At 45.3% G+C, this 21,009-nt stretch carries 14 protein-coding genes; 8 read left to right on the forward strand and 6 right to left on the reverse strand.

The window, feature by feature from the left end; genetic code table 11:
* Positions 1-70: 70 nt before the first annotated feature.
* Positions 71-1,399, reverse strand: coding sequence for a response regulator (locus tag QUB11_RS05885; protein WP_333390010.1), 1,329 nt, complete (start codon positions 1,397-1,399; stop codon positions 71-73).
* A 5-nt stretch (positions 1,400-1,404) separates the two neighbouring features.
* On the reverse strand, positions 1,405-5,523 hold the full coding sequence (locus tag QUB11_RS05890) for a PAS domain S-box protein (RefSeq protein ID WP_333390012.1): 4,119 nt from the start codon (positions 5,521-5,523) through the stop codon (positions 1,405-1,407).
* A 1,133-nt stretch (positions 5,524-6,656) separates the two neighbouring features.
* On the opposite strand from QUB11_RS05890, the gene QUB11_RS05895 reads away from it, so the two are divergent.
* Complete coding sequence (locus tag QUB11_RS05895) at positions 6,657-8,168, forward strand: mechanosensitive ion channel domain-containing protein (protein WP_333390014.1); 1,512 nt, start codon at positions 6,657-6,659, stop codon at positions 8,166-8,168.
* Positions 8,169-8,178: 10 nt separating this feature from the next.
* The gene (locus QUB11_RS05900; RefSeq protein WP_333201501.1) at positions 8,179-9,327 is read left to right on the forward strand and encodes a flagellar assembly protein H; all 1,149 of its coding nucleotides are present in this window, start codon (positions 8,179-8,181) and stop codon (positions 9,325-9,327) included.
* A gap of 89 nt (positions 9,328-9,416) precedes the next feature.
* On the opposite strand, the gene QUB11_RS05905 is transcribed toward QUB11_RS05900, so the two are convergent.
* A complete protein-coding gene (locus QUB11_RS05905) occupies positions 9,417-10,025 on the reverse strand; it encodes a TetR/AcrR family transcriptional regulator (protein WP_333201503.1) in 609 nt (202 codons plus the stop codon).
* A 115-nt stretch (positions 10,026-10,140) separates the two neighbouring features.
* Here QUB11_RS05905 and QUB11_RS05910 point away from each other — a divergent pair, with 115 nt between their 5' ends.
* From QUB11_RS05910 to QUB11_RS05920, 3 genes are all read left to right on the forward strand, one after another.
* Entirely contained in the window at positions 10,141-11,568 is a 1,428-nt protein-coding gene (locus tag QUB11_RS05910; protein WP_333201505.1) for an HlyD family efflux transporter periplasmic adaptor subunit, read from the forward strand.
* A gap of 149 nt (positions 11,569-11,717) precedes the next feature.
* Positions 11,718-12,902 (forward strand): ABC transporter permease DevC, encoded by a 1,185-nt coding sequence (gene devC, locus QUB11_RS05915; RefSeq protein ID WP_333201507.1) that lies wholly within the window; start codon positions 11,718-11,720, stop codon positions 12,900-12,902.
* 220 nt (positions 12,903-13,122) lie between these two features.
* Positions 13,123-13,839 (forward strand): DevA family ABC transporter ATP-binding protein, encoded by a 717-nt coding sequence (locus tag QUB11_RS05920; protein WP_333390016.1) that lies wholly within the window; start codon positions 13,123-13,125, stop codon positions 13,837-13,839.
* Between the two features lie 222 nt (positions 13,840-14,061).
* On the opposite strand, the gene QUB11_RS05925 is transcribed toward QUB11_RS05920, so the two are convergent.
* The 3 genes from QUB11_RS05925 to QUB11_RS05935 form a co-directional block, all read right to left on the reverse strand.
* The gene (locus QUB11_RS05925) at positions 14,062-15,117 is read right to left on the reverse strand and encodes a glycoside hydrolase family 104 protein (RefSeq protein WP_333390017.1); all 1,056 of its coding nucleotides are present in this window, start codon (positions 15,115-15,117) and stop codon (positions 14,062-14,064) included.
* Between the two features lie 102 nt (positions 15,118-15,219).
* Positions 15,220-16,485 carry a glycosyltransferase family 1 protein gene (locus QUB11_RS05930; protein ID WP_333390019.1) on the reverse strand — a complete coding sequence of 422 codons (1,266 nt, stop codon included), beginning with the start codon at positions 16,483-16,485 and terminating at the stop codon, positions 15,220-15,222.
* Between the two features lie 565 nt (positions 16,486-17,050).
* Entirely contained in the window at positions 17,051-17,968 is a 918-nt protein-coding gene (locus QUB11_RS05935) for a YihY/virulence factor BrkB family protein (RefSeq protein WP_333390021.1), read from the reverse strand.
* 114 nt (positions 17,969-18,082) lie between these two features.
* On the opposite strand from QUB11_RS05935, the gene QUB11_RS05940 reads away from it, so the two are divergent.
* The 3 genes from QUB11_RS05940 (at position 18,083) to QUB11_RS05950 (ending at position 20,900) form a co-directional block, all read left to right on the forward strand.
* Positions 18,083-19,168 carry a hypothetical protein gene (locus QUB11_RS05940; protein ID WP_333390023.1) on the forward strand — a complete coding sequence of 362 codons (1,086 nt, stop codon included), beginning with the start codon at positions 18,083-18,085 and terminating at the stop codon, positions 19,166-19,168.
* A 522-nt stretch (positions 19,169-19,690) separates the two neighbouring features.
* A complete protein-coding gene (locus QUB11_RS05945) occupies positions 19,691-20,584 on the forward strand; it encodes a CNNM domain-containing protein (RefSeq protein WP_333201511.1) in 894 nt (297 codons plus the stop codon).
* Positions 20,585-20,702: 118 nt separating this feature from the next.
* A complete protein-coding gene (locus QUB11_RS05950) occupies positions 20,703-20,900 on the forward strand; it encodes a hypothetical protein (RefSeq protein ID WP_006633633.1) in 198 nt (65 codons plus the stop codon).
* The last annotated feature ends 109 nt before the right edge of the window (positions 20,901-21,009 follow it).

A 21,009-nucleotide genomic window follows, 5' to 3' on the forward strand; every position in this document is an offset into this window, starting at 1 on the left:
TCCAAAAAGGACGGGCGGGACGCCCATCCCACAATAACAATTAAAATTGTAAGTTATTTAATTCGCGATCCTAAGCAGCTTTACAAGCTTGCTGCCGAATAGGAATTTCAATGACAAATTCTATTCCCTTTCCTAATCCAGGCTGGCAGTATAATCTTCCCCCATGCTTTTCAACGATAATTTGGTAACTTATAGATAATCCCAACCCAGTTCCTTTACCGATAGGTTTGGTAGTAAAAAATGGGTCAAATAGCTTCTGTTGTAGAGTTTCGCAAACTCCCCGACCATTGTCACTAATATAAATAGCAACCCAATTCTCGTCAATTACTTTTGTAGAAATTTGAATACGGTTCGGGTGCTGTTGGATTTCTGCAAAAGAACGCTGCTGATTCGCTTCATCTAAAGCATCAATGGCATTGGAAAGAATATTCATGAACACTTGATTTAATTGTCCGGCATGGCATTCTACTGGTGGAAGCTGACCGTACTTTTTTATTAGTTCAATCTCAGGATGCTCTGGTTTTGCTTTTAAACGATGATGCAGGATGGTGAGTGTACTATCAATTCCTTCATGAATATTTACAGATTTCACCTCTGCCTCATCTAGGCGAGAAAAGATTCGCATAGACTTAACAATCTCCTGGATGCGCTGCGTTCCTAAGTTGATTGAGTTAAGAACTTTGATAAAATCTTCCTCCACAAATTCCAGTTCTATTTCATCCATTGCTGCTTGAATCCGAGGGGTGGGATTTACATAATCTTCTTGATAGAGATGTATTATTTTTAGTAAGTTATGAGCGTACTCTTGGGCATAACCCAGATTGCCAGAGATAAAATTTATAGGGTTGTTTATTTCATGAGCAATTCCAGCCGCCATTTGCCCTAAGCCGGACATTTTCTCGCTTTGAATTAACTTAAGTTGCAGTTGTTTTAAATCTTCATAGGCTTGGCTAACCTCTAAAACTTTTTGCTCCAATAATGTATTTTTTTCTTCTAACTTCTCAGTTAAAACATGAAGCTTTAAATGCAGCTTGACGCGAGCTAATACTTCCTCCTGTTGGAAGGGTTTGGTAATATAATCTACAGCCCCAAGCTTAAACCCCTCAACTTTATTAGCCGTATCCGAGAGAGCAGTCATAAATATAATGGGAATCTGTTTAGTTTCTGGATTAGCCTGTAATCGACGACAGGTTTCAAATCCATCAATCTCTGGCATCATGACATCTAGCAAGATTAGATCCGGTAGAGCATATTTGACTCGCTCTAGTGCCATCTTTCCAGATTTCGCAACCCGAACTTCAAATCCTTCCTGACTTAAAGCATCAGATAAGACACCCAAGTTAGCTGAATTGTCATCAACTATAAGAATCGTACCATTTGCTTGAATTTCTGAAGTCATAAACCTTACTTGTAGGACTGAATAAACGTTAAAATCTCTTCGTCTTGAAAGTCCTTTGCCATTTGATGCAATCTTTTAGCAAAGGGAATGTATTGGGGATCTAGTTCTTCAAGTAATACCGCCTGCTTAACTATTTCTAGGAAATTTCCTTTCATAGCCAGCTCGTATAGGATTTCCATTTCTGTAGCAGGCGGTGCAATTAGCTCATTGGTGTCTGAGCCGATCGCCAGTTGAGCTTCATTGGCTTCGTAAAGCCATTCTAACTGAAGATACTGTTGCAATTTTTGCAGGAGCTCCGTTGCCTGAACAGGTTTGGGAATAAAGGCGTTGCCTCCTGCCTCTAAACTTCTGTATTGATCTGTTTCAAATACGCTGGCAGAAGAGACAATAATGATGATGTCTTTGAAATTTTCCGATTCTCGAACCCGCTTAATTAGCTCGAAGCCATCTAGTTCGGGCATTACTAAGTCGGTAACGATTAAATCGGGCTGCACCTCTAGAATTTTTTCCCAGCCTTCGTGCCCATCGTTGGCTTCAAACACCTCAAAGCCGATCGGACTGAGCAAGTTGTTAATTACCGAACGGTTAGCCCATTTGTCATCAATAACCACAATCTTAGGTTGGCGGTCTTTGATGCCGATAATCTGCCCATGATGGTCGATTTGAGACGTTTTCACCCATTCATCGGCTTGAGGCAGACTAACATCAAACCAGAAAATACTGCCAACATTCATCTCACTTTGAACCTGAATGGTACTGCCCATTAGTTCTACAATTCTTTGGCTAATTGCCAGTCCTAATCCCGTGCCTTCCGTCTGCCGTTTGCGATCTCCTACCTGCTCGAATGGCTGAAAGATAGCTTGGAGTTGATCGGGTGCAATGCCGGTACCTGTATCGCGTATTTCAAAGCGAATTTTTCCTTCTGTTGCAAAACTGACTATAAAAGTAACACTGCCCTCATCCGTAAATTTAATAGCGTTGCTCAAAAGATTAAATAACACTTGTCGCAAGCGTTTTTCATCCGCACGAATACCGATCGGGAGTTCGGGGCTGGATGGAAAATGAAAGTGAATTCCCTTGAGTTCAGCTCGGATGCGACACATTTCTGCGACACCTTGCAGGAACGCCGGAAAATGAAAATCCGTGGGCATTAGTTCGACTTTCTGTGCTTCAATCTTAGACAAATCGAGAATATCATTGATTAAGGTCAGTAAATGCGAACCGCACTGATAAATAACATCAATGCGCGATCGCTCTTCTTCATTCAAGACTTTGGAACGCTGAAGAATCTGCGCGTATCCCATGATGCCATTAAGCGGAGTCCGCAATTCGTGGCTCATGTTAGCAAGGAATTCACTTTTAGCCCGACTAGCTGCTTCTGCGGCTTCCCTGGCTTTTGCCTGTACGATTTCTGTTTGTTTGCGATCCTGGATATCGATGCAAGTGCCAACCCACTCCCGGATGCTGCCATCTTCATTTAGAATTGGCACCCCTCTAGCTTGGAAATAACGATAGTTTCCATCCGTTCCGCGCATTCGATATTCCATCTCAAACAGGCTTCTCGTTTGCACTGCTTTCATCCACACCTGAACTGTTCGTTCGCGATCGTCCGGGTGGATTGTATCTAACCAGCCAAAACCAACCCCCTCAGCTTCCGTTTGTCCGGTGTAAGCTCTCATACTCGGTGAATCCTGGCATCTTCCTTCAGGATCGGTTGTCCAGACAATTTGGGAGATGGCAAGGGTTAGCGATCGATAGCGTTCTTCGCTTTGTTTGATAGCATCTTCGGCTTGTTTGCGATCGTGGATATCGCTACAAGTGCCAATCCACTCCCGGATGCTACCATCTTCATTCAGAATAGGCACCCCTCTAACTTGAAAATAACGATAGTTTCCATCCGCTCCCCGGATTCGATATTCTATGTCAACCAGCGTTTTCGTTTGCACTGCTTCCATCCACACCTGAGCCGTTCGTTCGCGATCGTCCGGGTGAATTGCATCTAACCAGCCAAAACCATCAGCCATCTGGGCTTCGGTTTGTCCGGTGTAAGCTCTCCAACTCGGTTGATCCACGGATCTTCCTTCAGCATCCGCTGTCCAGACAAGTTGGGATGTAGCAGCGATTAGCGAACGATAGCGTTCTTCGCTTTGTTTTATCGCATCTTCCGCTTGTTTGCGATCGCTAATATCTCGTGATATGGCGATAATGCCGAGGATATTGCCCTTAGCATCCCGCCAAGGAGTCTTGGTAGTGAAAATGGTCGCGGTGGTCTCACCCTGAGAGACCTCTTCCTCGTAAGTCTCAGCGATTCCTGTTGCCATCACTTGGCGATCTTTTGCCATAATTGCACGGACACTCTCACTCTCATGCGGTAGGAATTCCAAATCATCTTTGCCGATGATTTCCTCAATGGGCTGGCCCATGAAGTTTGCCACATTGGAGTTAACGGCAACATAACGCCCTTCCCGATCTTTAACGACAATGAAGTCTGGTGTACTTTCCAAAATTGACTTTAGCAGTGCATTACGATCGCGCAACTCTGCTTCCATTTGTTTGCGATCGTTAATGTTTCGTGCTATGGCGATCAGGCCGATAATATTGCCCTGAGCGTCCCGCCAAGGGGCTTTTGTGGTTAAAAAAGAAGTGATGCACTTACCATTAGAAACATCTTCTTCGTAGGTTTCAGTAATGCCTGCTTTCATGATCTGGCGGTCTTTTGCCATTATTGCAACGGCGGCCTCCGGGGGAAGGAGTTCCGAATCATCTTTACCGATAATTTCCTCAATGGATCTACCGTAAAAGGATTTTGCCACCTCGGAATTAAGGGCAACATATCGGCCTTCCCGGTCTTTAACAACTATTATGTCTGGCGTACTTTCCAAAATAGAGCTCAGCAAGAGGTTGCGATCGCGCAGCGCAGCTTGCTGTTCGCGCAGAGCTTCTTCTGCTTGCTTGCGATCGGTAATATCTGTATTAGCCCCAATCCATTCCCGAATTGAACCATCCGCGTTCAGAATTGGGACACCACGACAACTCATGTAGCGATATTCCCCGTCATAGCGACGCATACGAAATTCAACTTCATAGAACGATCGATTAGCAACAGCAGTTGACCAGGCAGTGGCAATAGACGAGCGATCGTCTGGATGGATAGCGTTGAGCCCACCCCCTCCCTTGTAATCATCAAATGTCTGTCCTGTAAATGCACATAAAGTAGGTTGCTCGCTGGCCAATTCGCCCTCAGCATTAGCGATCCAAATAATTTGAGCGGTAGCTTCGATCAAAGAACGAAATCGTTCTTCACTTTGTTTCAGGACATCTTCTGCGTTTTTGCGATCGCGAATATCCCGCACAATAGTGGAAATAAACTCGACTTCGCCCGCTTCTGTTTTGTGAACGATTAAAACCTGGGAGACGGGAATTTCTTGCTCATCGCGTGACAAAAATAGAATTTCACCACCCCAGCTACCCTCTTGTAAAGCAGCGGGAATTATTTCGTTGTGGAACTTTGCTTTTGCCGAGGGAGCTAATACAGAATCTATAGTAAAGGGCGATCGTGCTTCCTCTGGGGACATCCCCAGCATTTTCTGTCCGGCTTTGTTGAGATAGACGCTATGCCCAGTCACATCCACAACTCCTACTAAGTCCGAAGTTGCTTCCAAAATGGCCGTCAGTCTTGCCTGCTTTTGTTCTGCCCGCTTGCGATCGCTAATTTCAATTACAATCCCACCAATACCAAAAATGATGCCATTTTCATCCCGCAAAGGATAGTAAGATGTTTCCCAGTAGCGGATGATGCCTGGTTCTTTCGCCGTTTCACCCACTACTTCACACTCAAGTATCGGCTGGCCCGTATCCAGAATGCCTTGCAGCATCGGTTCCAGAGTCGGAGCCAATTCTGGCAGCATTTCAGGCAGCGACCGACCAATATAGTCTGCCACACAAATGCCATCGATCTCTGCCAGAACTTCGTTTATTTGGACGTAGCGGAGTTGGCGGTCAAAAATCACCATTCCGGCGTTGGCACCAGCAAAAAAAGCCTCGAAGTGAGCCTGTCGCAATGCCTGTGCTGTTGCGCTCTCTTGCTGTGGCGGTTGGGTGTTCTCTGGTGGGAAGTTGCTCATGTTCGATCGTGCATTTCAGCTTTTATTCTAGAACTTCTGTCCCATTGCGCGATCGCAAGGTTTTCCTTGCCTCCAATTTTGGTACTGAAGAAAACGTTCAGTAGCGCGACCATTAGGCTTTCAATCTGCGATATATGTATCCCTTGCGACACTATTTCCCTTAATTCTTCGGATGTATCGCCAAGTATTTCTATTGCTCATCAATTCTATTCCTAATCAATCCTATTGGTAGAACATTGCTGACAACTTAACCTAGGGAAGCATTTGTCTATCAGCAATTATGCTCAGCATTTACTTAGATTTTGCGTGGCAAACTTAGATGTGGGCGATCGAGGAATAATGGCGATCGGCATATTTATCCCCACGGGAGCATCTCATATTTGTAAAAACACTTCTTCTGGCTCCTTCCTTCTTCCTTCTTCCTTCTTCCTCTTTTCTCCTGGCTCCTGACTCCTGACTCCTAGCTCGAATTTCTAGCTTGGCGGCAAAAGTGAGATGCTCTCTATCCCCACCCACCCCCTAATCGCCAATTTTCTACTCCTAAACAAGCAGTATTTTAAGTAAAATTACGGATTGACAAATGCACTTAAGTTATAGTTTGTCCCCCATGTCGGTAGAATGCCAAGTATTCTTGGAACGTTATCAATTTTAGCTAGATCCGTTAAATTTTCAATTAGATATACACAATACGGACGCAACTGGCAGAGTAATAGCAATATCTCTCCTAGCAGTTAAAGTCATTGTAATACTTGGATATTTGACTTGTCCACTTAAATAGTCATTGCATAATCCCCGCTTAAGTTGATAACGGGACTTCAAAAAAAAATTAGTGGAGAGTATGATAAACTCGAATCGAGTTAATGTTGACTAAAGTTACTAGAGCGATCGCTTTAATAATAGATGAGTCGGCTCTCGGATCGCGAAAAAATGGCACACTAACCGCAGGTCTGCGAAGACAAGGTATCCTAAAAATTAGCCAGAGGGATAACTGCGTATTATGAGAAACCCCATATCTATGTAAAAAATTCAATTTTTTTACACTAAAAACAGGTTAAAATTTATGATAACGAGTTCAGTATTTGATTTTTAGATTTGGTACTGAGGACTTTCTTTTTTACTACTTTCCTTAAAAAATGACTACACAAAAAACCTTATTCCCGGAATTTAAATTAACTACAATACCAGAAGAAGTATTGACACAGATATCCCAAATATTTACAGCTACCCTATTTAAAATAGGTGACAATCCAGTATCCTTGCAGTCACTGGTAGAACTAATAGTCTTGTTTATGGCTATCCTTGTCATAGCACGCTCTTTTACAAACTTCCTGAAGGAACGCTTGCTAGTCAGACTGGGAATTGACGAGGGAAACCGGGAAGCCATCGCAGTAATTATTGGGTATTTAATAGTAGCCTTGGGGGTAATAGTCGCCATCCAAAGCATCGGCTTTAACCTCGCTTCTTTTGCAGTAGTTGCGGGGGGATTGGGAGTCGGAATTGGCTTCGGGATCCAGGATTTAACAACTAATTTTGTCAGTGGCTTAACGCTGCTTTTAGACAGACCTGTGAAAGTCGGAGACTTTGTGGAATTAGAAGGATTAATGGGAATCGTCAAAAAAATCTCGATTCGATCGACCATCATCCAAACTACTGAGGACTCTAGCGTCATAGTTCCCAACAGCAAAATGATTAGCAACAAAATTGTTAACTGGAGTTACGAAAACTCGCTACTCTGTCTGCGAGTTCCCGTAGAAGTAGCGGAGAATAGTAACCCGCTGTTAGTGACAGAAACTCTATTAAATATTGCTTACGCGGAAGCGGGAGTTTTATACGAACCGAATCCGAAAGTATTGTTTGTCGAGTTTGGTGATGATAGTTTTAAATTTGAACTTTTAGTTGGGACGGACAAGCCGACTGAAAGAGAAGTAATTAAAAGTTCTTTGAATTTTGCAATTGAATACAATTTCCGCCAGCATAAAATCGAATTTCCGTTCAATGACAGAGAAATTTATTTGCAAAATCCCGAAGTTCTGTTGTCAATGTTCAACAAAAAAGAAACTGCAATAGACCTCCCGAACAGTTACTCAGAAAATGAGCAAAAACCGCCAATTTTTGCAGATAAATTGAAAAAGCCATCGTCCCTTAGCTGTTTGCTGCGAGAGGTGGAATACTTTGAAAATCTGACTGATCTTGAATTGCGGCAATTGATTGAAGTTGGATACCGCAAACGGCTGCGATCGCAAGAATATTTGTTTCACGAAAACGACCCCGGAGATGCTTTTTACATGATTCTTTCAGGTTCAGTCGAAGTTTTTGTAGAAGCTATTGACAAACACCTGAATAACCTCGGCACTGGTCAGTTTCTCGGTGAACTTTCTTTGATGTTGGGAATTCCCAGAACTGCTTCGGTAAGAGCTTTGGAAGAAACAATTTTATTTGCGATCAATAAAGAAGGTTTCCAGAAAGTTTTAACTGAACGACCGGATTTATCTGAACAGATTATTCAAGAAATAGTCAAACACAAAGAAGAACTCAGCGAGAGACAGCAATTATTGCGAGAAATGGAATTTGTAGATGCAGCAGAAGAGGATGAAAATCCTGTAGAATGGGTGAGAAAACGGGTAAAAAATCTATTTAGTGTTTGAAATAATTTCTATGACGCGATTTATTCACGATCTCTTTGCCAAAGAATACCTGGAGGAATTGCTGTCACCGCTCGGAACGGTTAATATCGGTCGCGATGTGGCTTCCGAAGTTCGAGAAATAGATGTTTACTTCACTCCCAGCACCGCAATTCCCGAATACTCAGAAACCCTGGGATTGTTGGGAAAAATGGCAAACACAACGGCAATTTTTGAACCGTTTCGCAATCCGGCAAACGTCAGCGAAATTTGTAGCTGTCTGGGCAAGTTATTGGACGTGCGAGGTGAATTGGAGCGAAAATTTAGGAGAGAAAATACTCGCTATGATGACGCTCAGTTACCCAAACTCTGGATTTTGATGCCCACAGCATCGAAAGCATTGGTAGATAGCTTTAATGCGATACCAGACACAGAGAATTGGATACAGGGAATCTATTTTTTGGGGGAATCTTTGCGGACTGCAATTGTGGCGATTCACCAGTTGCCAGAAACTCCAGACACGCTGTGGTTGAGGATTTTGGGCAAAGGGGGAGTGCAGCAAAGGGCTATTTCCCAATTAAGCGCTTTAGCAACAGACGATCCGTTGCGGATTATCGCGCTAGAATTGCTGTATCGGTTACAGTCAAATTTAGTAACCGATGTGCCACAAGAATTAGAGCCAGAAGAGCGGGAGTTAATTATGGCCATTGCACCACTTTTTCAACAACAAATACAAGCAGCACAGCAACAAGCTAGAGAAGAAGGACTAGAACAGGGACTAGAAGAAGGACTAGAACGAGGACTAGAACGAGGACTAGAACGAGGCAGACAAGAACAACAGCGCTTAATCTTAGAAAACTTTCTGCAAGTCAGATTTGGAGAATTAAGCCCGAAAATGACTGCTTTTCTATCTCCAATATCAAAGTTGGCTGCGGCGGAATTTACAGTGCTGTTGCTGGCAATATCCATGCTGACAGTCGATGAATCTGGACGGGAATTAGCAGTAAAATTGCTGGCTGAAAGCGTCTTGCAAATACGATCGCCTGAATTGGGCGCTATTCTGCCTACAGCCGTTACTAATTTATTGGCCTTGCCTGTGGCAGAATTGACATTGTTTGTAGAACAACTGCCACAGTTATCGGCGGATGAATTGAGGGACAGGTTAGGAAAAACACCTGACTAAAACCTGCGATCGCAGCCATAAAGGGAGCTCGCTCTTTATGGCATTTAAATAATTATCCAATAAAATTCCTAGATTTTGTCGATCGCACTTTAGGAATTGGACTGCGGGCCTAAAATCAAATGCAGCAGACCATCGATCAGTCGATCGCGCTCCATTGGGATAATCTCTTTACCGTGCATCATATGCTGCATTAACTGAAAATATACCAAAGCTCCGATAAAAATCCGCGCAGTTGCCTCGGGATCGGGCAATTGTAACTCTGAATGCGATGCCAAATAATCCGCTAGCCGCTCGATACCCGGTTTAGCTAAGTTTTTCACAAAAGTCTGCGCTAGCTGGGGAAAACGCCCTGATTCCGCAATCACTAACCTCACAAAATTGAGATATTCTGGTTCATGGGTCGCCTGATCCAATATAGTTGTGGCTGCGAATCGCAGCGCTACGGCCGGTTCTTCATCCAGAACTGTAAAATGGACTTTTTCTCGCGCCAGCCGCTGTACCAAAGCCGCGAATAATCCTTCTTTATCTGCAAAATAGCTGTAAACCGTGGCTTTGGAAACTCCCCCCGTCTTCGCTACCTTGTCCATACTCGTGCCCGCGTAGCCGTGGGCTAAAAATTCTTGCATCGCACCTTGCAGGATTTGCTCGCTCTTGTCACCTCCTGCTGCGTCTGCTTCGATCGGTTTTGTCCTTGCCATACCTTGCTTCTGTAATTTTTATTTGGGAGCTTGACATTATTATACTGAACGGTTTAGTATTAAAACATATCGTAACTAAACCGTTTAGTTTTATTTTCTCACAAAGAGGTATGTCATGGTACACCAACCAACAGCAGACGGCTTATCCTCAAATCCATCCCTAGTTAAAAAACTCCTAGTTGTGGCAGCAGTAGCAACCCTGGGGGCAGCGGGAACAACAGGCTACACGATTTGGCGATCGCGCATACCCGATCCCAACGCCGTAGCCGCAGCAGCAGCCGTCACAGCATCCCAATTAAAAACAGTTACAGCCTTGGGGCGACTCGAACCCAGAGGAGAAGTAATTAAAGTCTCCGCCTCCGGTGCAGCCGAAGGAAACCGGATCGATCGACTCTTAGTCAAAGAAGGAGACAGGGTGAAAACAGGTCAGGTGATCGCAATTTTGGACAGCCGCGATCGCCAGCAAGCTGCCCTCGACCAAGCTCAAGAACAAGTGCGCGTCGCCGAGGCAAACCTAGCAAAAGTGAAAGCTGGAGCCAAAAACGGCGAAATTCAAGCCCAGAAAGCAACCATTGCCCGCATAAGAGCCGATCGCAGCAACGAAATCACAGCGCAACAGGCGATCGTGGCGCGTCTAGAAATCGATCGCAGCACCGAAATAGCAGCGCAACAAGCCACAATTGCGCGGTTGAGGGCCGAACAACAAGGAGAAATTCAAACCCAACAAGCCACAATTGCCCGTCTACAAGCCGAACTCCGCAACGCCAGAAGCGAGGATCAGCGCTACTCCCAACTGTATGAACAGGGAGCAATTTCCGCCTCAACTAGCGACAGCAAAAGCCTCGCCGCCGAAACAGCCCAACAGCAAATCAACGAAGGAAAGGCAAAACTGAATCAAATTCGCCAATCCCGCCAACAACAAATTAACGAAGCCCAAGCCAAACTAAATCAAATTCAACAATCTCGCCAACAACAAATTAACGAAGCCCAAGCCAAACTCAGCCAAGTTGAGCAATCTCGACAACAGCAAATCGACGAAGCCAAAGCAAATCTCGATCGCATCGCCGAAGTGCGTCCCGTTGACATAGCAGCAGCCGCCGCCGAAGTCAGTTCCGCCGCTTCAGCCGCCAAACAAGCCAAAGCCAATCTGGATCTAGCTTACATCCGTGCTCCCAGAGACGCCCAAGTCCTGAAAATTCATACGCATCCGGGGGAAAAAGTGGGAAACGACGGCATTGTCGAACTCGGACAAACTCGCGAGATGCTGGCTGTTGCGGAAATCTACGAAAGCGATGTGGACAAAGTACGCCTCGGACAAACCGCCAAAATTACTAGCGATGCTTTGACAGGCGAATTGCGGGGAACTGTCGAACATATTGGTTTGCAAGTGCAGCGGCAAAACATTGTTAACACCGATCCTTCGGCGAATATTGATGGTCGAATTGTGGAAGTAAAAGTGCGCTTAGATGAAGCTTCCAGCCAGAAAGTAGCGGGATTCACCAATTTGCAAGTCAAAGTGGCGATCGGGGAAATTAAGGATTAAGAATTTTTTAACCACAGAGAGCGCTGAGGACACAGAGGAAGAGAATAGAGAGATGAATCATTCTGACTTAATTATTAAAGATTAAGAATTGTTCCAACATCAGGTTGCTGTCTTTAATCCAAAATCCGAAATCTAAAATCTAAAATCATATGCTTGGACTCATCCAACCCTTACAACAATTAAGACGCAGAACTTCCCTCGGATGGCTGCAACTGAGTCACGACAAAGGGCGAATGCTGGTTGCAGTAGCCGGAATTGCCTTTGCTGACGTTTTGATGTTCATGCAGTTAGGCTTTCAAAATGCGCTTTACACCAGCAATACCCGGCTGCATCAAAGCTTGGAAACAGACTTAGTTTTGATTCACCCCCAAGCGCGAAATCTGATTAATTTGTCTTCCTTCCCCCGGCGCAGATTGTATCAAGCAATGAACGTACCGGGCGTGAAATCAGCCGAGCCGCTTTACGTGAAAATTGCTAACTGGAAAAATCCCGAAACTCGGCGCGAAACGTCGCTGATGGTGGTGGGTTTCAATCCGAATCGCCCTGCGTTTGCGCTTCCAGAAGTTAACCAAAATTTGAGCGCGATTAAATTGCCGGATACTGTGTTGTTCGATCGAGCTTCTAGGGGAGATTACCAAGGGACGATCGCACAAATTAATCAAGGAAAGTCTGTTAAAGCTGAGGTAGAGCGACGCACGATTACCGTCAGCGGTTTATTCACAGTTGGAGCATCTTTTGCCGCCGACGGTATTTTGATGACTAGCGATCAAAATTACCTGCGCCTGTTTGCGAGACAAAACGCCGCGAGTGTTAATGCCGGATTAATTCAACTGCAACCGGGTGCTGACCCCGTGGAAGTTCAACAAGTTTTGAAAGCATATTTACCGCCGGATGTCAAGGTATTAACCAAACAAGAATTTATCGATTTTGAGAAAAACTATTGGGCTAAGAATACTGCGATCGGCTTTGTGTTTAATTTAGGCGTGGCGATGGGTTTTGTAGTGGGTGTGATTATTGTTTATCAAGTTCTCTCAACCGATGTCAGCGACCACATGGGAGAATACGCTACTTTCAAAGCGATGGGCTACCGCAATGTTTATTTACTCGGCATCGTTTTTGAAGAAGCTCTAATTCTTTCCGTCCTCGGTTTTTTGCCGGGAGTAGGAGTTTCTTTCGGACTCTACTCTTTAACTCGCCAAGCTACAAATTTACCCCTTTATATGACGCTGCTTAGAGCATTTATAGTATTACTTTTGAACGTGATTATGTGCACTATTTCTGGAGCAATTGCCACTCGCAAGCTGCAAGCAGCCGATCCGGCAGATATGTTTTAAGGGAAAATGAATCAGTTTATAAGATTCGGCGGTTGAAACCGCTACTACACAAACGAAGTCCGCCTGCGCGGACTAAAGAATAAAGGGGGTATTAAAGCCAGATTTTGTATAAAGTCCTGAGTACACACATATTTTTTGTAATCATTCTGTTGTGTTTCCTCTGCATTTTCGGCGAAGAAAGCGGTTTATTCTTAAATCTCAAACCTCAAACCAAGAACTTATGAATTCTACTACTCTCTACCCGACAACCAACGCCTTACAGATTCCTGAGCCTATAATTTTCGCGCACCAACTCGACCACTACTTCGGTCAAGGTCAACTGCGAAAACAGGTACTTTTTGACATTAATCTCGAAATTAAAGCAGGTGAAATCGTGCTGATGACGGGGCCTTCTGGTTCGGGAAAAACTACGCTTTTAACTTTGATTGGCGGATTGAGATCCGGTCAATCGGGAAGTCTCAAAATTCTCGGTCAAGAAATGTGCAAAGCGAGTGCAGACCAATTGGTAAAGGCGCGGCGGAAAATTGGCTATATTTTTCAGGCGCACAACTTGCACCGCAGTTTGACGGCGCTGCAAAACGTGCAGATGGGTTTGGAAGTTCACGGGAATTTGTCGCGTTCCCAAATGCGCGATCGCTCTGCAAAAATGCTAGAGTTAGTAGGACTGGAACAGCGGCTTAACTATTATCCCGATGACTTGTCGGGAGGACAGAAACAAAGAGTTGCGATCGCCCGCGCTTTGGTCAGTCAACCGCAAATTGTTTTAGCTGACGAACCAACAGCCGCCCTGGACAGCAAATCCGGTCGCGAAGTGGTGAATTTGATGCAGCAACTAGCCAAAGAACAGGGTTGTACTATTTTGTTAGTAACCCACGATAACCGAATTTTGGATATTGCCGATCGCATCGTTCACATGGAAGATGGAAAATTAGCATGATTTTAAAATTTCCGAAGAATAGACATCATATCTAATCCGTTGACATCGGAATTATTATCTCTCTATTCTCTTTCTCTGTGTCCTCTGTGCCCTCTGTGGTTTAATCATTCCGATACAACCAGAATAGACATCACCCATAACCCCCCCCATTTTCAATTTTGGATGTCAAAATTTAATCCAAAATTGCCAAACTCGAATCTAAACTCGTCGTTGAACTTTTGACTAATTGCTAACCACCAATCCTTGCCGGTAAATCCCCAAATTTTGCAGGTACATTGCTTCGAGTTTGGGCATCGACGATTCTACAGAACCGCCATAACGGCGAAAAGAAGGCCAGATGTAAGCGAGTTTTCTGACTGCTGACTCCAATCTCCCCGCTTCTATATCTTCTAATGCACCTTTTTCTCGGATTAACTCTATAGCCATCAAATCTTGATTTCCTGGGCTGAAATCGCGGACGCCAAATTTTTTGGCAAATCTGTCCCAAGTGGTGCTGAGAAACTGATATCGCCCCGCTGCGTCGGAACAGAGTTTTTTGCCGTAGCGACGGCCGCATTTCATTTCCCTGGGATGATCTTGAAAGCTGACAAATTTCGTGCCGGTGTACTGGATGCGGTAGCCGTCGGGGCTAGCGGTTCCTTCGGCGGCGGCTATGGTGTCGAGAAAGGCTTTGACTCGAAGTTCGGGCGCGATGCTATCGAGTCTGCTATCCTGTATGGGCTCTGGTGAATTCAGGGTTGGAGTTTCGGGCGATCGATCGCGATCGATGTTATCCTCTCCTTTGTCTGGTGAGTCGAGGGCCGCAACTTCCTGCAGGCGTTTCGGGGCGGGCGAGCTTTCTGCCGAGACCGATTGCCCCCACAGTCTCGGCGTCATTCGACCTAAGAAAAAGCACAAACAGATTAATAAAGTCCAAGAGATTCTAAAACGGAGGCGTTTTGACAGTTGCCTGCGCTGCCGCACCGGCCACCCGTGCAGAGGGAGGGCTGCGGGCAAGATTCCCGTTTGCTGGCCGAAGGCGAACAGCGATTTCAGCGCTAGCAAGGTTTGCTTGTAGAAACCGGGTGCAAGTTTCCGAGATCTCATTGCTGCTGCGAAAGTCTCGACATCAGTCAGAGTCACTTCTGCCAGCGGTTTTTCTACAAACAGCCGAAAATGGTTGGCCGCCTGCCAGCTAAAGCGCTTGCTGCGGGGGGATTTGCGCTCCACCCAGAGGCGAATTAGCTCGATGTCTGAAATGGGTTGCAGATGGCTTCCCAGATGTTCTGGCGCGTACAAGAGTACCTCCTGATATCACTTATAGTTGAAGGTTCCCAGTTAGAACGGATGAGTGAAACAGGGATCAAGGGAAACTGGCTTCAACCATACTAAGTGATACTACTAAGCGCTCACGGGGTCAAGCTCAAGGGCCGATTGTTCGAGCAGTTGAGTGTAAAGTTGACTGAGTTGGGAGGCGATACCGTCCCAACTGAAATAGGTTTCGACGCGCTTGCGGGCTGTGTGTCCGAGTTGCTGGCGCCATACTGAGTCAGCTAACAAGCGATCGATCGCATCGGCAAAGACTGCTTCATTTTTGGGCGACGCGAGCAAACCTGTTTCTTGGGGCAATACAGTATATTTGAGCCCTCCCACGTCGGAGGCAACTACGGGTGTGCCACTGGCCATCGCTTCAATGGCGACTAAACCGAAGGGTTCGTAGTGGCTGGGAACGACGCAGACATCGGCGGCGGCGTAGTAAGCGGGGAGAATGTCGCTGCTCAAGGCGCCAGGAAAACTGGTAATCTCGCTCAGCCCGAGTTCTTCAACGATGCTGCCGATACGATCGCGCTCTTTGCCGTCGCTTTCCCCCGCACGCCATCCGCCGCCAATTATGAGTTTTAAATCGGCTTTGGGCACCGCCGACAGACTGACTGCGCGGACTAAGGTTTCGATGCCCTTGCGGGGGTCGAAACGGCCGACGTACAACACGACTTTGGTTTCGGGGGCTATTCCCAAGTAGCGACGGGCGGTCGATCGGGCGATCGAGCCGAACCTTTCAAGGTCGGTACCGCAGGGAATGATGTCAATATTGCCTTTTGAGGAAACCAGAGACCTCATGTGTTCTTTTTCTTGAGGGCTGGTAGCCACCACGCGATCGGCTGTTTCCAAAACTGTTTTTTCGACTTGCAGCCTGGTTTTGGCAATCATCGGAATTGTCGAAACCGACTTGTATTTAACAGCAGCCAAAGAATGGTAAGTGTGAACTTGCTGCAGAGGTTGCGATTTTTTCAACTCCATTCCCACCCAAGAAGACAGCCAGTAATTTGTGTGAAGTAAGGGATATTGAAAGCCTGACTCTAACTGAAACTTCTGAAATTCTTGAACAAAGATTGGCAAATATCCGTAAATTTCGTCGCGGGGAATAAATTCTTGCGGCCCTGCTACTAGCCGAATTGTCCGGCAATTCGGACTGTGCTGTACAATTCTTGCTTGTTGGCGATCGGATGAGCGGGTGAACATATCAACTTGCCAGCCCTGTTTAGCCAGAGCTTCTCCTACTTGACGCACGTAAACATTTTGTCCGCCCGCTTCTTCTTTGCCAATTTCCACAGCGGGATCACCGTGTACGGATATGAGAGCGATGCGTTTTTTAGTTAATGAAATCATGATTGTTTACCAAATATTAAAAATATTTCAGGAGAAGATTGAAAGTGCAATTTTGGCTGCTGCGCCGGGACTGTCATCTTCTAGCTAATTTGTATTAAAGTGAAAATGCGGGATCGAGTAATCATCCTTCAGGGATAAGTTACAGGGAAAAATTGACAGACGACTTCCTTCTGCTGACAGAGACGTGCAGCAGATAAAACTATAGATAATTTAAATAGAAATGAACGAGGGTGAAGGGAATTTTCCGTATTCTTGCCTTTGTCAAACTCGCAGATTCAGCCATATCTAACTAGAGCCTGCTTTCAGCTTGCTGCTAGAGATGCGAGGTCAGCCGAAGGTAGAATTTTACCCCTCTGAATAAATAAGTAGGGCTTTCTAGAAAGCAGAAGTCGGTCGTCCCTAAGACCGAATGTTACAGGGGAAGCGAAAAAAAAAGCAAAGTTATTGCATTCAAAATTTTTCTTTCGTTCCGCCTTGCACCTTCTGCCTTTTTCCCTCTTCCTTCTTGCTTCTTCTGTCAAACCAGAAGTGCGAGTTTAACCTCAAATTTCCCGTTTGTCTAATGTTAAGACTTCTTCCGCTGTTTGCGTGCGGAGGATTCCCCGTTTTCGCTGTTGAGTATATTGTTTCGCGAACCAGGCATTCTGGAACCGTATCGGTTAGTCCAAACTTGGGTAAACTCGGCACCTAAGAAGAGAATTTGAGCGGAATAATTAATCCACAGCAGGATAATGACGAACGATCCCGCAGCACCGTAGGTAGAGGCGATACCGCTACCTCCGAGGTAAACTCCAATTATGGATTTGCCGATCGTAAACAGCACTGAGGTGATGGCGGCGCCGATCCAAACATCATTCCAGGCAAGATGGACATCAGGCAAAAGTTTGTAAATTAAGGCAAAAAGCAGCGTAACTACGCCAAAGGAGAGAGCAAAGTCCACAATCTGCCAAATGCCGACTGGTAAGTGCAGCAAGCCGTTCAACCAATAGCTAACGGCGGCTAAAATGGCGCTAATTACTAAAGATACTAGCAGTAGAAAGCCTATGCCTAAAATCATGGCAAAAGACAATACGCGGTCTTGCAGAAATCCCCATATCCCGCGTCCGGGGGGCGGTGAAACATTCCAAATAGTATTGAGGGCTTCTTTGAGATTAGTAAACACGTTGGAAGCGCCCCACAAAAGTGTAGCGATGCCGACTAAAGTAGCAATCATTCCCGACTTGGGTTCGGAGGCTTTGAGGATGAGTTCTTGGACGGTTTGGGCGCCATCTTTGCCGATTAAACTTTGGAGTTGGGCGACGATTTGACCTTGGGCTGCGTCTGCACCAAAGACTAAACCGACGATCGCAATCACGATAATTAGCAGCGGGGCGAGAGAGAAGACTGTGTAATAGGCTAGGGCGGCGGCTAGGGTTGGCGCTTTATCTTCTTGCCATTCAGTAAAAGTTTGTTTGAGCAGCGATATGACTGTTTTTAATTTCACGGTCTTTGCTTTCCTTATACTTAGCGTTCACCAAGGGATTTTAATAGATTAGGAGTTTTTTAGCGTCGGCCACAAGATAGATTTATCGATTAGCAAATTCGGAAAATTACTTTTATGTCAGATTCCCACACAACTGTTAACAACACCGATGTAAAACAGTCCAAAAAAGCAATTTCTTGGGCTAAATTGAGCGCCTTAGTAGCGGTGGTCAATTTCTTGCTGGTGCTTTTCCATTTCAGTTACCTTCAGTTGCGCCCTGTTTATCAGAGCTTTTTTCCGGGTTTAGTTAAAATTTATGACCCGATTAAAGGCATTGATTCGAGTTTAGCAAATCCCGAATATTTGAAAAGCGCTGACCAGTTTTGGCGAATTGATACGTTTTTTATCGGTTTTTTTGGGGCGGAATTTTTGATTAAAAGTCTGTTCCACACCCGCCGTAAACCGGGGGTAACTTGGTTTGATTTTCTGCTGAGGCGCTGGTACGAGGTGTTTCTGGTGATCCCGATTTGGCAGGAGTGCCGCATTCTGCCGGTATTGGTGCGGCTGCACAAGTCGGGTTTGGTGAATCTCGATCGCGTAGTTGCTCAAGTTACCTATGAACCGGTGGCTTATTTAGCCCATACCATGTCGGAATACATGATGGTGCGGTTTATCAATCAAGCTAAAAGTTCGATCAAACAGGGCGACGCCGCGCAGATGTTGCTGGCGCAGCAGCCGTACCTTCACGTCAATCAGGAAAATACGATCGAACAAATTACCAAGCGGATTTTGGATCTGACAATTTACAAAGTTTTGCCGCAGGTGCAACCGGATTTGGAAGAATTGCTGCACCACAATTTGGAAACAACAATCAAACAGTCGGATTTTTATCAAATGCTGCAAAATTTCTCTCCGATTAACATTTTGCCTACTGAGATGACGGAACAGGTAGCGAATTATTTGGCTCAAACTGCTGTTGATGTGGTATCTACTACTTATGAAGACGATAAAGGTAGAAAAATTCTCGATAATTTCAGCCAAGAATTTAATCAAAGTTTGCGGCGGGAATTGCAAGATGAGAAAACTATCGGGGAATTGCAGTCGCTGCTGTCGGATTTGTTAGAAGAAGTGAAGTTGAATTACATTCAAGGCGGGTTGAAGTCCGATCCGGTGCAGACTTTTACGGAAATTAACTCGCTCCGGGGAGTAAGGGAGAGTTGATACAGCAATGAGTTCCGGTTTGGTGAATTAGATTCTTTCTTTTAACTCACATCTTGCACCCTTGTCAAGAACAGGCTTTTCGGCCTGTTCCACAAGAGATGAATTTTCTTGTGGAACAGGCCGAAAAGCCTGTTCCTAAACAAATAATTGAGAATGGTGCAATATCTCAGTTAAAACTGATATCTTGCACCATTGTCAAGAACGGGCTCTCCGGCCCGTTCCACAAAGAATGAGTCTTCTTGTGGAACAGGCTTTTCGGCCTGTTCCTAAAAAAGTAATTGAGAATGGTGCAATATCTCAGTTAAAACGAACCGCTTCGAGGTGCGTTAGCGAAGCGGCGCGTAAGCGCTAGGGCGCGAAGGAAGAGAAGAGAAAGAGTTTACAAGTTCTACGGGTAAGGTGCAGCCGCACCTACGAATACGGGTAGTGCGGAGATCCACAATGTCTGGCGATCGATCTATCTCAATCCCCAGCTAAAATAAAATAATTAACTTAAAACATCTATCATATTAGATATCTATCTTGAACAACCTTACTTGCCTGGAAATAGAAGTCGCTCAAACAACGCTGAGATTAGCAATGTTGGTGGGCTTAACACTTTTAATAGCCTTTTTTGTGGCGTCAGAACTAGCATTAGTATCAGCCGATCGCCATCAAATCCGCCAACTTGCCCACTTGGACGATCGCCCAACCGCCAAAACCGCCCAACTCGTCCACCAAGCTCAAAACAACATACCGCATTACCTGTCTGTGACTCAAACTGGCACAACAGCAGGGAGTTTGCTGTTGGGTTGGTTGGGTGAGGGAGCGACTGTACACTGGATCGAACCGTGGATCGACAAATTGCCGATCGGTCATTTGTCGGCCGTGCTGACTGCTCATTCGATCGCAGTTCCCGCAGCTTTTATCTTAGTAACTTACGTAGAAATAGTCTTAGGAGAACTAATCCCCAAAGTATTAGCAACCCACGCCCCAGAACGCACCGCTTTGCTGCTGATGCCAGCCCTCGAACTTTGCTCAAAATTACTGTGGCCGCTGCTAGCAATTCTCAACGGTACCGTGCGGCTGCTGACCGGTTGGATTACCAGTAAAGAGTCTCAACCGCTGATGTCACCTTCCCAGGCAACTTTCGTTCAAAAAGATGCTCATTCAGCACTAATTTCTGGTCTATGGGAAGTGACAGCAGTTAACGAAAAACTCGGGTTAAACCTGCCAACTAACCAAGCTTACCAAACCATCGCCGGATTCGTGATCCACAATTTAGGTAAAATGCCCACTCCAGGCGATCGGCTATTGTGGGGCGAGTTGGAAATAGAAGCAGAAAATGTAGTAGAAGGCAGTTTAGAAACAGTGCTAGTGCGTCAGGTAACTCGCCCCTTATTTGAGCCGCAACATCCAGAACTCGTATTGAATTAATCCTAAATCAGGCTTAAATACTTCCTCGATCTATCTGTGTTAGGTTGTAATTAGTCGCTCAGTGCGACAATGTACCAGAAATCTGCAAATTGCATAAAGCACAGTTTAGGAGGTGGATATGCTAAAAACACTTTGGGCTACTGTTCGACAAGGGAAAATAGAACTGCTGGAGTTATCCGAATTACCCGAAGGGGCAAAAGTATTAGTAACAGTTTTACCTGATGAAGAAGCTGAGTTTTGGCTTCAAGCCAGTCAAACATCACTAGATACAGTTTGGGACAATACTGAGGATGATGTTTATGCCCAGCTACTCTAAAAATGACATAATTTTGGTTAGTATCCGCTCAATAATCCGGGGTAAATCGCTCAAGGATGCACATCAAATGACGCAAAATCGCTCCTGAGTGGGTAGTCCGCCCCGAATT

Source organism: Microcoleus sp. B6-A1, assembly GCF_036705085.1.
In the GTDB taxonomy this organism is placed as follows: Bacteria; Cyanobacteriota; Cyanobacteriia; order Cyanobacteriales; family Microcoleaceae; genus Microcoleus.